At 54.8% G+C, this 14,430-nt stretch carries 14 protein-coding genes; 11 read left to right on the top strand and 3 right to left on the bottom strand.

Annotated elements, in window-relative coordinates; genetic code table 11:
• Positions 1–38 precede the first annotated feature (38 nt).
• From RCH14_RS22215 to RCH14_RS22250, 8 genes are all read left to right on the top strand, one after another.
• On the top strand, positions 39–3,527 hold the full coding sequence (locus RCH14_RS22215; protein WP_343028277.1) for a hypothetical protein: 3,489 nt from the start codon (positions 39–41) through the stop codon (positions 3,525–3,527).
• A 13-nt stretch (positions 3,528–3,540) separates the two neighbouring features.
• On the top strand, positions 3,541–3,918 hold the full coding sequence (locus tag RCH14_RS22220; protein WP_343028278.1) for a hypothetical protein: 378 nt from the start codon (positions 3,541–3,543) through the stop codon (positions 3,916–3,918).
• The gene (locus tag RCH14_RS22225) at positions 3,908–5,035 is read left to right on the top strand and encodes a tyrosine-type recombinase/integrase (RefSeq protein WP_343028279.1); all 1,128 of its coding nucleotides are present in this window, start codon (positions 3,908–3,910) and stop codon (positions 5,033–5,035) included. The genes RCH14_RS22220 and RCH14_RS22225 overlap by 11 nt, the downstream gene beginning before the upstream one ends.
• Before the next feature lie 103 nt (positions 5,036–5,138).
• Positions 5,139–5,588, top strand: coding sequence for a hypothetical protein (locus RCH14_RS22230; protein WP_343028280.1), 450 nt, complete (start codon positions 5,139–5,141; stop codon positions 5,586–5,588).
• Complete coding sequence (locus RCH14_RS22235; RefSeq protein WP_343028281.1) at positions 5,585–6,379, top strand: OmpA family protein; 795 nt, start codon at positions 5,585–5,587, stop codon at positions 6,377–6,379. The genes RCH14_RS22230 and RCH14_RS22235 overlap by 4 nt, the downstream gene beginning before the upstream one ends.
• A gap of 72 nt (positions 6,380–6,451) precedes the next feature.
• The gene (locus RCH14_RS22240) at positions 6,452–6,703 is read left to right on the top strand and encodes a hypothetical protein (RefSeq protein WP_343028282.1); all 252 of its coding nucleotides are present in this window, start codon (positions 6,452–6,454) and stop codon (positions 6,701–6,703) included.
• Between the two features lie 95 nt (positions 6,704–6,798).
• Positions 6,799–7,080, top strand: a complete 282-nt coding sequence (locus RCH14_RS22245; protein ID WP_343028283.1) for a hypothetical protein — start codon at positions 6,799–6,801, stop codon at positions 7,078–7,080.
• 8 nt (positions 7,081–7,088) lie between these two features.
• On the top strand, positions 7,089–7,679 hold the full coding sequence (locus tag RCH14_RS22250) for a DUF6036 family nucleotidyltransferase (protein ID WP_343028284.1): 591 nt from the start codon (positions 7,089–7,091) through the stop codon (positions 7,677–7,679).
• Positions 7,680–7,727: 48 nt separating this feature from the next.
• Here RCH14_RS22250 and RCH14_RS22255 read toward each other — a convergent pair whose 3' ends face one another.
• From RCH14_RS22255 to RCH14_RS22265, 3 genes are read right to left on the bottom strand one after another with little or no spacing between them, the layout of a single operon-like run.
• Positions 7,728–9,500: a hypothetical protein gene (locus RCH14_RS22255; protein ID WP_343028285.1), complete on the bottom strand. Its 1,773-nt coding sequence runs from the start codon at positions 9,498–9,500 to the stop codon at positions 7,728–7,730.
• A 7-nt stretch (positions 9,501–9,507) separates the two neighbouring features.
• Entirely contained in the window at positions 9,508–10,593 is a 1,086-nt protein-coding gene (locus tag RCH14_RS22260) for a hypothetical protein (protein ID WP_343028286.1), read from the bottom strand.
• A 2-nt stretch (positions 10,594–10,595) separates the two neighbouring features.
• Positions 10,596–11,369: an EAL domain-containing protein gene (locus tag RCH14_RS22265; protein ID WP_343028287.1), complete on the bottom strand. Its 774-nt coding sequence runs from the start codon at positions 11,367–11,369 to the stop codon at positions 10,596–10,598.
• A 258-nt stretch (positions 11,370–11,627) separates the two neighbouring features.
• Here RCH14_RS22265 and RCH14_RS22270 point away from each other — a divergent pair, with 258 nt between their 5' ends.
• The 3 genes from RCH14_RS22270 (at position 11,628) to RCH14_RS22280 (ending at position 14,406) form a co-directional block, all read left to right on the top strand.
• Positions 11,628–12,908: a hypothetical protein gene (locus RCH14_RS22270; protein ID WP_343028288.1), complete on the top strand. Its 1,281-nt coding sequence runs from the start codon at positions 11,628–11,630 to the stop codon at positions 12,906–12,908.
• A 2-nt stretch (positions 12,909–12,910) separates the two neighbouring features.
• Positions 12,911–13,549, top strand: a complete 639-nt coding sequence (locus RCH14_RS22275) for a hypothetical protein (RefSeq protein ID WP_343028289.1) — start codon at positions 12,911–12,913, stop codon at positions 13,547–13,549.
• Between the two features lie 71 nt (positions 13,550–13,620).
• Positions 13,621–14,406, top strand: coding sequence for a hypothetical protein (locus RCH14_RS22280; RefSeq protein ID WP_343028290.1), 786 nt, complete (start codon positions 13,621–13,623; stop codon positions 14,404–14,406).
• Positions 14,407–14,430 lie beyond the last annotated feature (24 nt).

Here is a 14,430-nt window from a genome sequence, read left to right on the forward strand (position 1 = left end):
TAGTCCATACTAAATCATCACTTTTTTTCCTTTCGATCATGAGCCAACTTACCACGACTTCGCCAGAAACCGAATCGATTGCCCGCTTCCAGTCGCTGCAATCCGGGCAGTATTGGCGCGCGCAAGAGGCCGTTCCATCGGAGGGAATCGAGCTGGACGAAGTGCTACTGATTGAGTCGCTGCGTTGGGTCGATGATGCCCCACACACGGTGATTCTGCGCGCCCATCCGTCGAAATACGACACGTCGGTCGCCGTCGTATACACGCTGGAAAATGGCACCGTTCGAAACTCGAACAAGACAGTTACCGAGCATCGCTTCCTGCTGCACGACTTTCTGAATAAATTCGCATATGAGCCGGATCACCAGCTCGTGCGTGCGCAAGAACTCCAACAGATTCAAGGAAAGATCGGCACCCTTCAGGAAGAGCTGATGGAAGCGCAACGAGACCCTGCGATCCTTGCTGCCGTGGTGGAAGATGGGTTGAAAGATCAGGCTGACGCTGCAAAGAACGCATCTGCCGAAAGCGAGCCTGCTGTGCAGCCGCATGTGAGCGGCGCACCCGCCCTGCCCGCTCCAGTACGCACGGCCCAAGAGCTGGGGTCGATGGCATCCGGCACGGTCAGCAATGTGATCGGCTCCGGCATTACGGTTGAGGGCATTGCTCAGCTCAAGAGCGCAGCAAACCGCGAATATCAGGTCGCGACGATTAAGGCCCAATGGATTCAGGGCAAGACCAGCGAGATCGCAGCTACGATCACGGCGATGACGCCGTTCTACAAAGAGCAGGCTGCAGCGGCGTTGGCCCAGACCGAGGACACGCGGTCCTATGTCGCCAAGCTGCTGAAGGGCATTGAATCGCTTGACCTGTACGTGCTCAAGGACGTGGAGGTGACGACTGTGCGCGAGGGCGTCTCCGCGCCCAAAGATGTGCCGCTGACGTTCGTCCAGAAGAAGCTTGTAGTCGAGTACGAACTGGCCGTCCACATGGATTTAAACGAGTGGTTTGATTTCGAAAAGATCGATTTGTTCTTCGACACCTTGCGCAAGAATGACGCAATCGTAAATCAAATCTTCCCGACTGAGCGATGTGTCGTCGTGATGGCGATGACCCATCGCGATATCGACTACGGCAATGGCTATACCAATGCCATTCGCAACGAGGCAAACAGGCGCGTTTTCATGATGGTCCGTGACGGCACCAACATCTATCAGGTCTGCTCGCCAATCGAAACGCACTTGAAGACCGCGCGCTTGTTCCCGTCGAAAGACGATCAAGATCGCGTCTTCCGTGGCGTGTTCGGCGAGCATATTAAATTCGAAGACGTAGCCTATACAGACCGGCTGAACGCGCACGACCAGTTCGCCCTGCACTACAAGCGCTTCCTGCTGCTGGCCTGCGGTCTTGATCACCAGCTCAATTTATTCGGTGAGTTTTACGAAGGCCCTAAGTCCTTCCACTTTGTCTCGATGGACTTTCAGGAGAAATACTGCCGGTTCCTCCACGACGACGACGGTAGCAATATGCTGCCTGCCGAACAACGCCAGTCACTCAACGACTGGATCGCGGAAAAGAATTCTTACTTGCGATCTGGCTCGCGCGTCCTGTGCAAGTGGAACGAGCTGATGAACCCCGACACTGCGCCCGGCGCATGCAAGGCAGAACATAGCCGCCACAGCGGATTCGAACGCCGATACACGACAGCCAACAATCTCGATTTTGTCGTCGCCTATAAGAGCGGTGATTCGGTGTGCGTCGATATCAAGGTGTCGGGCTACTCGTACAGCAACCACGCGGACCGTAGCTTCAACTGCAAAGTCAATCTCACCGCATTCAAGGAGTCGCGCTACGAACACGTTGACCTGCCATATCTGTGCCTTGATGCGGTCACGCCGGAAGAGCTGCAGTGGTATGTCCATAACCGCGAAACGCGTGCTTATCACCTGTCCTACATCCGGTTCTTCAAAGAAGCTCTGCGATTCATCGAACGTGAGCGGGCCGACGAACACGATACTCGCGAACGTCTGGTACAAGCTCTGGCCGTAGGCGGCATTGCCGAAGGCGAGGAAGCTGCCGAGATCATCCAGCAGGCTGTCATCGCATGGCGTGCAGCGAATCGTGGCAAGCCTCTCCCGGCCTTCCAGAACGGCGCAGCACCGGCCGCATGGACATCGCTGCTCGACCAGATGTTCATGCTCGCTGGTGAAGGCAAGCGCCGTGTGGACGACGTGGCAGCGTTCGTTACTGCGCTCGGCTACATGCCTCTGCGTCTGGTTCTCTCAGGCGGAGCCAAGCTGGTGATCTATGCCGCGCCAAGTTCGGCCGAACGTGACGACCGGTTGGAGGAACATGCATGGGTACACCGCATCACGGTTGAGAAAGGCAAGACCAAATACGTCGAGAAGAACCGCCGCTGGGTCCTGTTGCCGAAGTTAGCAGCTTCGGAGACCACCTTGCACCAGTGGGACGAAGCTGCCGCATGGGCTGGCCTGAATCCGGCTTTCGAGAATTTTGAACGCAAGCAAAAGCTGCTTGATCTTCCAGCACGCTTTGCTGAACGTCTGACACCGTATGCCGAACAGATGGATCGGGCTACTTTTTCCAGCGTCTTTGAGGACTGGAGATCACTGCGTAGCGACATGCTCTCGAAGAGCAAATGGATCAAAAATCCGGAGTTCGCGATCCCATTCGGCGTTGTTTTCCATACCAAGAGTCGGATACTGACCTACCTGTGTGTTGGCACTCCTAATGCGCACGCGTTGTTGCGTGATCGAGCCCCTGATGACGAATCGCGCAGCACGCTCGAAAGATCGTTCACGCGTACCTATGGCAAAGAAGAAGCGGGACGCCGCGCTTTCAATCTCCCGTTCTCGTGGAAACTCATGGAAGTCAGCATCGAATTGATGGGAAGCGAGCCCGTTTCCGGACCGTTCTTCGACCCAGCATCCATCAACTCGCGAGAGTCCCACGGCCAGCCGCCCTGCAATCCACTCCTTGCCGACTGGCTTGATGGCCGCAAGAGTGCAGCCGTGCAAGATGCGGAGAGGTACAGCACGGCCACGAAGTTCTGGTTTGCGGATGGCGCACTCAATGATTCTGGCAGATTAACGTTGGATGCAATTCTGCATATCGAACTGCCGTCCGACTTTGAACCAGTCGCATACAGGCATATCACCCTGCGTCCGGCCCCAGACGAAGAGATCGGGCTCTACGCAGAATGGTTCGACATTTACCGCGAAAACGAGGAAGACATAGCGTCCAACCGGACAGCATTTTCGAGCGGAACGGACCGTGCCAAACAACTGATCAAGGAGAGTACACCTGCAGGCGCTTTTGATTATTCAACGGGATACAGTTCGCAGAGCTTTAACGCTGCGAACCCGGCCGAAGCGCGTGTCTCGATACAGTCAGCGGTAATCTCAGAACACGGCCATTCGCACCACGCCGTGGCCTCAACTGATCTCGCGGACGCTCCGCAGCCACCTGCTGGCGTTGAGCGCTGGTATGTGGTTAGTGCAAATTCCTGACACGGGAGCATAGATGGCAGACGAGTTCGAAAACCTGTTCAAGCTGCGCCGTCCCTGCTCGAACTGCCCCTTCTTGAAGAAGGGCGGGATTAATCTCGCACCGGGTCGTTTCGAAGGGATCGTTGAGATGTTGATGTCCGACGATTGGAGCCATTTCCATTGCCACAAGACCGTTCACAGCGAGCGAACTGGTGGCGAATGGGATGACGACGGAAACTATAAAGCCAGCGGACAGGAAAGCATGTGTGCAGGGGCGATGATCTATCTGGAAAAGGCCGGACGCCCAACGGTTGGAATGCGTGTTGGCCGTGTGGCGGGGATGTACTGTCCCTCAGAGCTTGAGCCAAACTTTGATTTAGTGATTGATCCCGACAAGTCCGATGAACGTTGAACTGCTGCCTCCTGATAACTCCTTGCCGCTGGCCCTCGACTCCAGTGGGACAGGCATCGCGCTGCAGGCGCGGAACGACATCGAAGCCGTCACCGCATGGCTGATGGCTCGCGGTAGCCGCACGAGCAACACATTCGACGCATACCGACGCGAGTCTGCCCGGCTGCTGCTGTGGATGGACGAAAAGCAGCTCAGCCTGCGCGATCTGAAAGTCGAGCACGTGCACGAGTTCTACCAGTTGCTCGCAGCACCGCCTGCGAAATGGCTCCGGCCACGCAAAACATCGCGCGGCGAGCAGCTCGCATCGACACAAGTGCTGACCGGCCCGCTCGCGGCCAGCTCAATCAATTTCGCACGAACCGTTCTGGGCCAAATGTGCAGTTATCTTCAGGACGCAGGCTACCTGCAGAAAAACCCATTCCGACTGTCTGCGAAACCCGTAATCGTGACCAAGAGCGTTTCAGCGCGATCTCTGGACCTCACGAGCTGGGACTGGTTGTGGCACTGGATCATTCGGATGCCACGCGAGACCGACCGTGAGACGGCGCACGCAGTGCGCACCCGGTGGCTCTTCGCCCTGCTCTACCATGCCGCCTTGCGCCGCGATGAGGTAGCCAAAGGGACGATGGGAGACTTCGTGCGCACGGACGGCGACTGGCAACTTCGGGTGATCGGCAAGGGCAGCATCGAGCGGATGGTAACTGTGAATTCCGTCTTGCTGCAAGAGTTGACAATCTACCGCTCATGGCATGAGCTGATTCCAGCATGCCCACTTCCCAGCGAGACTTATCCGTTGATATTGTCTGTCTACAAAGGCCACGGCAAGAGTTCGCTGACGCCACGGGCGATTGGCAAGACGATCAGTGAAGTGGCAGCGCAGGCGCAAGCGACCTGCCCTGATGAGCATATCCGGGACAAGATCAGCAAGCTAAGCACGCACTGGATGCGGCACACCAGTGCCACGCATCGGCTCAAAGCAGGCGCGCGGCTGGAGACAGTTCAAGATGAGCTAGGCCATAAAGACCCGAAGACCACGCGAATTTATACACAAGACCTCGGCGAGCAACGACGTGAAGATGCCGAGCGTCTTGCACGCCTGCAGAATGGAGACATTTAATATAAATCAGCATTGAAATACGTTGACGAATTAGCATTAATTGATCCTAAGCAATCAAATCCGGGATAAAATAACAAATTCAGAATCACACGCATTGCATTAAATGAATCTACTTGATCGACTCATACCGGAGACGGATCGAACATCATTATTTGCTTGTTTGCTCGCGCCTTTGATCCTTGCTGTTGCCGCTTTTATATTGGCAGTGTCACTGACAGCAGTGAGCGTACCTATTTCGGGAACATTGCGCTCGACAGTCGCCGCGCTCTCATTTGTATATCTGACATTAGCGCTCGCATGGCTACCTGCGTACACCATTGCGCTCGCATGGTTCTGGATAACTACCCGCAATGACGAAGCGATATTCCCTCGACTGTATTGGGTTCCGGTTATACAAACGCTGTTTATTTGGTTCCCGACTATTTTCTTCTTGGATGTGCCAACAGCGCAGAAATTGCGAATGATCCCACCATGGGGAATAGCATCAATCGTCCTTGGCTTTGTATTCATCGGACTGATCCGGGGAATCTTCTACCTTTGGAAACGCAAATGAAAAAGCGACTTTTGTCAATCAGCGTTGCTGCGTCGGCGCTAATCATGGTGCCAGCTCATAGCGGGTTCTTGATTATACAAAAACCTAAAGCTGCCCCCGCCCCTGCGCCCAGTGCGTACAGCTCATACAGCCTTGTCGAATCCGATTCCGAAACGTCGATTATTCCAGTGCCTCGCCCCGCCGAGCCCGTGTATGCCCGCCCTGTTGCAGAGCCGATTCAACCGCGACGGGCAGCTCAACAGGATGCTGAACCACTTTTAAGCGTCGAACGACTTGAAGCTGAAAGTGAACGCATTCATACCCAAATTGAACGACTACGGGCCGATCTCGAAGGTGTTAAAGCCGCTTTAGCTTCCGCTCGTGCGCGAAAAGGTGGGAATGTGCAGCCGATCAATTCTCGTCTGGATGCGATTGAGCAGCGCATCGCTAACACCAGCACTTCAATGATGAAAATAGGGTTCTCGCTGAACAGCGTACGATTTGCACCCGACTTGGCAATGGCACAGCAGCTTTTGAAAAGTGCAAGGGCAGCGGCGAAAGTTACTATTTACGGCCATGCCGACAATACCGGTACGCCTGAGCGTAATGCGGACGTTGCAATGTCCCGCGCAATTTCAGCACGCAATTATTTACAGGCGCAAGGAATTCCGGTCGGTAGAATTTCCACCGTCTCGCGTGGGTCGAGCGAGCCTATCGCAGATAACAGCACGGCTGAAGGCCGAGCAGCGAATCGACGGGTTGAGATCGAACTAAATAGTAGCCCAGCATTGGTTGCCGACAAAGGCCGCTAACGCGCTGCGCTTGTTGCCGTAGTGCCTGCCTTTGGCAGACACTACGGTTTTACTAACCAAACTATTCTAATTATGAAAAATATTTTCAACCGCACTACAACTTATATTTGGCTCGTGATTTTCTTTTTGCCTTTACAAGCAATTCTGGCTTTAGCAATCAGAAATCATGCGACGTTGGCAGGGCTGGCTTTGATGAAGCATGATGCTGAGAGTTTCGCTTCCGCGCTGCAGAATGGCAATTACATGACCTACATTTTATTAGGCTCAATCGCGCTGAGTGTCATTGCTCTCATGATTGCGACTCGCCTTTTAAATAAGGAATAATAACCGGATTGAAACGGAACGCATGTTGCATTGCGGTTCGTTTCCAAGTAAAGTGAATCCATTGATGCGCTCCGCATCTAGCTGGAGATGTTGCTATGAATTCCCGTGATCTTGAATCTGTGCTACTGAGCCGCTGCACTACCGTAGCGCGTCAGCCTTCGGCGCAAGCTCAGGACCAACGTGAAGCAAACGTCTTCCGACTTGCTGCAATGGTGGTCCAGACTCGCTTCCCAGCAGAGTCAAAAAGCCTGATGCGGGCGAGCGACGATTATTTCGCGTCGCATCCCAGCGAACGTCTCACCCCGCAGACGGTAGTGCGAAACGGCTGGATATTTAATCTTCCGCGCTTGCGCGATATGCTCACCCAGCAACTCTAGGCCCGGTAATGCAGGAATATGTCTTCCACACTCGTACAGCCTTGGCAGATGGCTTACGTGATCTCTTCAAGCAGCTTGAACAGCGCCTCTCCCTTCGCGACCCGGTAAACGTCTATATAGCTGGTGGCATGGCAGTGCATCTTTACACTGCGAGCCGCGTGACGACGGACGTGGATGCCGAGTTCAGCGGGCGAATCTTCCTCCCGAATGACCTTATGGTGGAAGTCACCTTGGAAGACGGCACGCCGCAGGTTGTCTATCTGGACACGAACTACAATTCGAGCTTCGCCCTCATGCATGAGGATTACATTGACGACTCGATTCCAGTCGAACTGGGCGTTGATCGCATTCAGGTACACGTGCTCTCCCCTGTCGATCTGGCCGTGAGCAAAATCGCCCGTTTCGCCCAAAACGACCGCGAGGACATTGCCTCATTGGTTCGCCTTGGATTGACCTCGGCAGATGAAATTGAAGCGCGCGCGACGGAAGCACTGGGCGGATTTATAGGCGGACAGGCGATGCTTCAGTGCAATCTTCGTGATGCCGTCAAGTTGGCGCGTGAGACACAACCTGATAATTCCCACGGCTACGGCATGTAGGACCGGACCTGCCGGGTGTCTCACCCGGCAGGCGACAAGCAAAGCGCGTCAGGCAGCAGGCCCGGAGTCCAACGATTCGATCAGCTCAGGCTTTGGCTGGAGCAGCTTGGTAAGCCGGTCATAATCGTCCTGATTTGGCTCATTTCCATCAACGTCATGGATGTGCAGCGAGAACGAAACCAGTTCGCCATCATCCTTTTTCGTACGTGCTTCTGCGTTGGACACATACCATACGTGCTCAGCCGTACCTTGTTGCGAAACCCCGTCGATCTTCATTGAGTTTGCCACCATCCCCAGTGTCTCCACGTTCAGTGTGTGGGATTCCAACACCGGCCGGGTGAAGTCATGCTCACATCCGACTGCGTGCTGGTAGATGGTGAAGCGATAATCGTTTCGTGGTGGTGCCCAGTGGCGTTGGGGTTCAGCCACCGGCTTCGGCGCTGCAACAAGTGGCGCGGCCGGGGACGCTGATTGCTCGACTGTCGCTTCCGGCTCCAGCCAGTCCTTGACCTTCAAGTGCGTAACTGCGGTCTGGGCTACACCCTTGTAGTCATCGTGCTCCTTGACTTTGAATGCAGCGACCATCGACTTGCCTTCACCTTTTGAGATGTCGTACGGGCAGGCTCCAGTCTTCCATTTGAATTTGTTACCCGCTTCGTCGGTCATCATGACCAGCCGTGACACGCCAAAGGCGGTGTTGATATCGATGATGCGGTCGATACGCAGTATCCGCTCCATCTTCTCGCCCTTCTGGCCGACATGCTCGCTGGGCTGCTTCGCCTCAGCCTGCTTGCCCACGTGCCGGTTATACGTGGCGACAGTGGCAGCAGCGAACGCGAGATGCTTCCGATCTGTCGAGATCGCATCGCGGGCCAGCAGCAGCTTTGCATTGCGGTCAAAGTCGTTGTCGGCTGGCTTGTTCGCCATCCACTCGCGCACGGTTGATGCGATTTCCATGTGACGCTCGCGCTCGTCCACGTACATTGCCATCAGCTTGGGCGACTGCTGCAGCATGTGGCCCAGTTGACGCGCATCTTCATAGGTTGCGGTCATGCCGGTCTCGCGCGCTTTTGACGCGGAGACGAAACCGTAATGGCTTGTCAGGAACGACACTGCGGCCAGATACCGATCAGTCTCGACAGCATTGACCCGGCCGGAAGACGCAAACTCGTCCAGCTCATCGGACGCCATGTTGAACATGGTGTGCATGCGCGCCAAGAACAAGGCTGCGCCGGGATCGATGCCAGTGAAATCTTCGAGGCAATTGCCTCCGACCTGCATGTACTTGTCGTTGTTTTCGTCGCGCAGAATGAACCCGTCCTTCCGCTTGCGTTTGGTCTTGCAGTGATCGCACTGGATCGGATGCTCAGCACTGTCGCGGACGACTGCTCGATCTTCTTCGTCCTGCGTAACAGAAAAGGTCAGGTTGCCGCCTTCAATCGCTTCCAGCTTGCCAACGACCTGCCATTGGCCCAGCTTGACGATTGGGTATTCGATGCGCACCTTTGTGAGAATGACCGGTGGCTCATCGTCAAGCGGATCGTTTGCCGGTTTCCATGGCACGAGCGAGACGACCATGCGTTCGTTGTCGCGGCCTTCGAACTGGCGCAAACGCATGTATTCGACTTCCTCGGACGCGAGAATCCGGATCGGCTCCAGTCCGAACGCTTTGGCCTTCTTGTTCAGGCTATCCAGCCGCTTCTGGAAGGCTGCAAGCTGGAATCCTTCAAGCAGGATCACGGAGTTGTCCAAGCTGCTTGTAGAGCCCTCTGCGGCGCTCTCAGTGCCAGTCTTGGTAACGGCGTCGTCGGTCGGGTTCATGATGTCCTTACAGAGCGATGTCGCTGTCAGCACTTGCGTCATGGCGGGGAGCAATCTTGACCCCCAATTTGCCTGCTAGGTCAGCATAGTTTTCGGTGGTTGGCTCTTTCCCGTCCACGGTCTGAATGTGCAGGGCGAAGAACTTGTTGACGCCTTGTTCGAAATGCTCGCGGTCTTCAGCCGGTGCGGACGATTTGAACCACACATACGGCTCTGCCAGCGTCGGCGACGACACGCTGTCGATGCCGTATTTCTTGGCCTCGCGAACCAGCTCGTCGAGCGTCAGGGTTTCCGAATCAACTTCCACGGCGCGCCCTTGCGGCTCGCCTGCTTCGAGGGCATCTTCGTCCCACGATTCGCTGTGGATCGAGACGGTGTACTGGACTTCGGTATCGGCTTGCTTGATCACTTCGACCTTGCGGTCGAGCTTCGTGTTCGCCAACCAATCCGGGCCGCACTCGTTGCGTACCTGCTGTAACAGAGCGGCTTGATTGGACTCGATTCCGCGCTTGCTGTAATCGCCTTTGAGCCACACGTCGGCCATGCGGTCTTTCCACTGCTTCCCGTACTTCTCGCTGAAGTCGAGTACCGCTGCATATTGCTGCGCAGTCGGTTCCTTGAACGAAGCGAATAGATCAGCATCGTTATGCAGCTCGGTGGAGCCATCGACCATGACGTAGGTGCCATGGCCTTCAAACTCGATGATCTGGCGCACCCGCTTCCACTGCTCACCCTCAGCCAGCATAACCTTCATCCCCACAACGTGATTGCCGTGCTGGTAGCCTTCCGGCTGCGGGAACAGCGGCTCGCCTTGTACATCGCGCATGGCGTAGGTGTAGTTGACGAACTGCTCCTGCGTCAACATCGTGCCTGCGTTCGACGCGCCGCCGAGAGGGTCTTGCTGGTAGTGCGCATATGCCTCGTCAACTTTGCCCTCGTTGAAGAGCCGTTGAGTGTGCTTGCTGTATTCAACGGCAGCGTCCATATCGTTGCTGTCATATGGCGCAACCAGCGGCCGATCAGCGTGCACGTTGTTCTCGGACTCGGTGCGTGGGGATTGCATGAGCTTTGGTGTCGTAATATTTGCTTGCATGATTAACCTACTAGGTGGGGAATGATGACGGGAAAATTCGTGACGGGGACAGCCGGTGAGAAGCAGTAACCTTGCAAGAGCTGCGCGCCGAGATCACGCGCCCAGCTCCACATTTCAAGCGTTTCGATATGCTCGGCAACGACCAGTGCACCGGTTGATCGAGCCAATTCAATCATGTTGCTGATAGCGTCATTTGCACCAGTTCTGTAGCACTGGGTCACAAAAGCTCCGTCAAGCTTGATCATGTCTGGACAAATCCGATGGAGAGCCGATGGGGTGCAAAACTCATGAGCTGGCGTGCAGTCATCGAATGCGATACCGAAACCAAGCTGCTTGCATTCACGGACGAACGACTCCAGCGCTTTTGGGGTCAGGACAGGAAATGTTTCGGTGATTTCGATGATGACGTGGTTGGCTACTTGAGCCAGCGGGGCCACTGCCGTCAAATAAGCAGCCGGTGCGAGCGCGACAGTTAGCGCCGACACATTGAGCGTAATGATTCCCGGTAGGGGGTGCGCGGCCAAGCTGGTATGAATACGCCGCGCCATCGTGGTATCGACCAGAGCCACTTCACCCGTCGATTCCCAGCGCCGAAAAAGTGCATCGCATGTCTCAATGCCCGGCATGCGAAGAAGGGCTTCAGCCCCGAAAATGTTGCCAGTTTTACTTTCGACAATGGGCTGAAAATAAGGCCGGATGTGCGCGATGCCATCTTCAGATGGGTCTGCGATTTGCGTGCCGCTCATTGCACAGCCATTGTAAAAAGGACTGCGCATGCAGGAACGCGATGTCCGTGAGCAACAATTTTCTGAGAATGGTGATCCATGATCCCTCCTTGCCGGGGTATGTAATACAATCAGGGCGGCGGTCCATGACCGCTTCCACCTTTCATATTTTTTCGGCACCCACGTGGTGCCGTTTTTTTTGTTTGTAAAAATACCAAGTTTCAATAATGAAAGGAAATTTTATCACTGCCGTGGTATCCTATGTTAGAAAAATGATTTTTGCCATGTCAGTTTGATGAAGGAGTTGTGATGATGCGAGTCGGTCTAGGACAGCACCGTGCCCATGATGGGAGGATCGTTGCTGCTTGGATCGAGCCCAATTTTCCGGCGTACAGAGCACGTGCTGTTAGGGATCATGGATTTCTCTGTATTGAAGAAATTGGTATCACCGATGCAGGTTCTTCGCTGCTGAAGCTTCGGCTTGAAAGCATGGATGAAGAGGCTGTCGCACTGAGCGATGCTGTGGGAAAAAAGCTCGGCAAGCTGCTTTGGAAAGAGCGCCAAAAGTACGATGAACAACCTTTTTACTACGTTGTGGATCATGCAGTTTTTGGACGCATCTACTTTGAGCCATATGTAATTGAGGCCGGAGCAGTAGGTATAGCTATCTCGACGCGTCCTGATCTTGGACACAATGAATGCTCACTGTTGCCAATAGGCAACGCGATGCCGCATCTGCGTACGTTGTTTGAGCACCATTACTTGCGTCCGCATCGCAGACTTCCGGACTCACTACAGCTCGCAGACGGGATTGCGCAGGGCGCGGATCATGCCCTCGCAGTCATGGATGCACATGAGGCATACAGTGCTTGCGTAGATTGGGATTTCGACCGTCGTCTGACCACTATTATGCTGGGGGCGACAGGACGCGAGCCGCTCGCAAGTCCAGCCGACATTGCACGCTACGACGCCTTGTCGCTATTTGCCGTTCGCCCGGCGCGTGAAAGCATCCGCGCTGGCTCGCCCGAATTTAAACGGTGGTTTGATGCTGCAGGCCGCGAGCGTTTAGAGCCATTGACCGCAGAGCAGCTTGCATCGCAGTTGCAGGCAAGTGGCCTGTCAATTGACATGGCAGCATTCCATGCCGCGCAAAGCGCGGTAGCTGCGCAAGATTGGGAATGGCTAAAAGACAAGCGTCTCGGCCGTATGCGTTATGCCGTTGACCTGTTGCACGACCTGATCAAACATGAAGCCGCCGCTGAGCCGGTGCACGTAGAATGGGTGAGTACCGCATGTAGGGCGGCTGATTTCTGCGCCGTTATGCCCGCCAGCCCCTCGCGTGTATTCGACATGATCAACAGCTTCCCGTCACGACCGACCCTTGCAGATACGCTTCGATCCAGAATGGATGAAGTTGTTGCATATATGGCTGACCCGGAAAACGGGCTCGCAGTTCAGGCTGTACAGCCGACTTCCAAGCTGCTTGATGCCTTGCACGAGCTGAACGACTGTGCAATTGCGCGGTGGCGTGCTGGCTGTGCGAATGATGTTCATGATCTGCATTCCCGCAACAAGACTACCTACACGTAAATATGAACTCCGTTTCTGACAGCCAACATTGGCTGCAATCTCTCATTAAAGCCGCTATCGGAGGCGATGTCCTGACCGAAGAAGGGGGTGGTTTTGTTGCTGTCATGGCCCAAAGCAATCCTCATATCAGGCAGGACATTCCGAGCGCCTTCGAGATGTATACCCTGCTAGACCATTTTCTCAGTTCCAGCACTATTTCGGTTTTGCCGCGCGATGAGGTTATCGCTGATCTTGCGCCATCGATTTTGGTCGATCAAAAAGCTGAACGGGTCATAGCACTGATTTCGATTCCTCAGATGCAGTTGGAGTTGATCGCGTTCTGGCTATCTGAAGGGCTTCGAAGCCAAACGGTGAAGAACATGCCGGGAATACTGGCAATGCCGTTTTCAATCGAGGTTCGTGATGGTGTCCAGCACCTTATCCCTGAATGGTTTGCAGCGTTTTATGTTGATGGCAACCCTGAGCACTGTGTGCCAATCCTCGCGCTCAAGTCGGTGACATGCGATGATCGATTCGGCGACTGGGTATCAATTGCGCTTGAGCGCATGCACCACTTCAACCTACCCTGCACTCTCGCATCGGATGCGGTGAAAAAAGCAACACAGTCTTCACACAAACCTTCCGGCTATGCGAATAGTTGACATACTTGTTGACACAATGTTGACGCAATCCTAGACTCGTTATTGAATACTGGCAATCCCGGAGAATCATCATGACTGACTACTTTGACCCTAACGCTTCTGCCCGTACGGCCGGTTTCCAGCACGGCCAGAATGAGGGGAAAATGCAAGGCCTACGTGAAGGCCATAACGCAGGGTTCTCTGAGGGGCAACAAGACGGCTACAACATCGGTTATCTGGAAGGCCATGACATAGGCTGGAATGCAGCCATCGAGCGCGCAAACGCTGAGATGGTCAAGCAGATGGAATTCACTCGTCAGCACATTGCAGACAAAGAAGCTCTGTCTCAACGGCTGGAAGAGCAGCAACGGCTGATCGAGCTGTTGACTACCAAGCTTGACCAGATCGAACAGGAAAATGCGAGCCTGAAGGGAACCAACACCGAACTCCGCCAAGTCGTCGATGCTCTACGTGACGCAAACGAACGGCTGCGCACGGAAGTGTCGCAACTCGACGCCAAGCTCAAGGCGCGGACCAAGGAATATAGCGAGCATCTGTGGCAGTACAACCGGTGTGCGGTATTCATGAATTCCGTGAGGTGCGTGATGGAGGACATGACGGCCGAAGGCGGAGCGCAGGCGGAGCACGTGCGCACGCTGTTTTCGAAGCGCTATGCCGAGAATATCGAAGGTGCCTTGAACAAGGGTTTGTTGCGTACCCCGCTCGACCGCGATGAGACGCTGGCGAAGACGATGCCGAAGGTCGCTAAATTCATGGCTGACATGCTGCGTAAAGTGGAACTGAACGGCCCGCAACACATTGCAAAGAACATCGCGTCTCAGCAGCCGGAATCAGAAGAGCACTCTCCGTCAATGTGACGCGGCTTGGTGCCGAAAAAAAAG

The sequence above is a fragment of the Massilia sp. MP_M2 genome (assembly GCF_039123635.1).
In the GTDB taxonomy this organism is placed as follows: domain Bacteria; phylum Pseudomonadota; class Gammaproteobacteria; order Burkholderiales; family Burkholderiaceae_D; genus Telluria.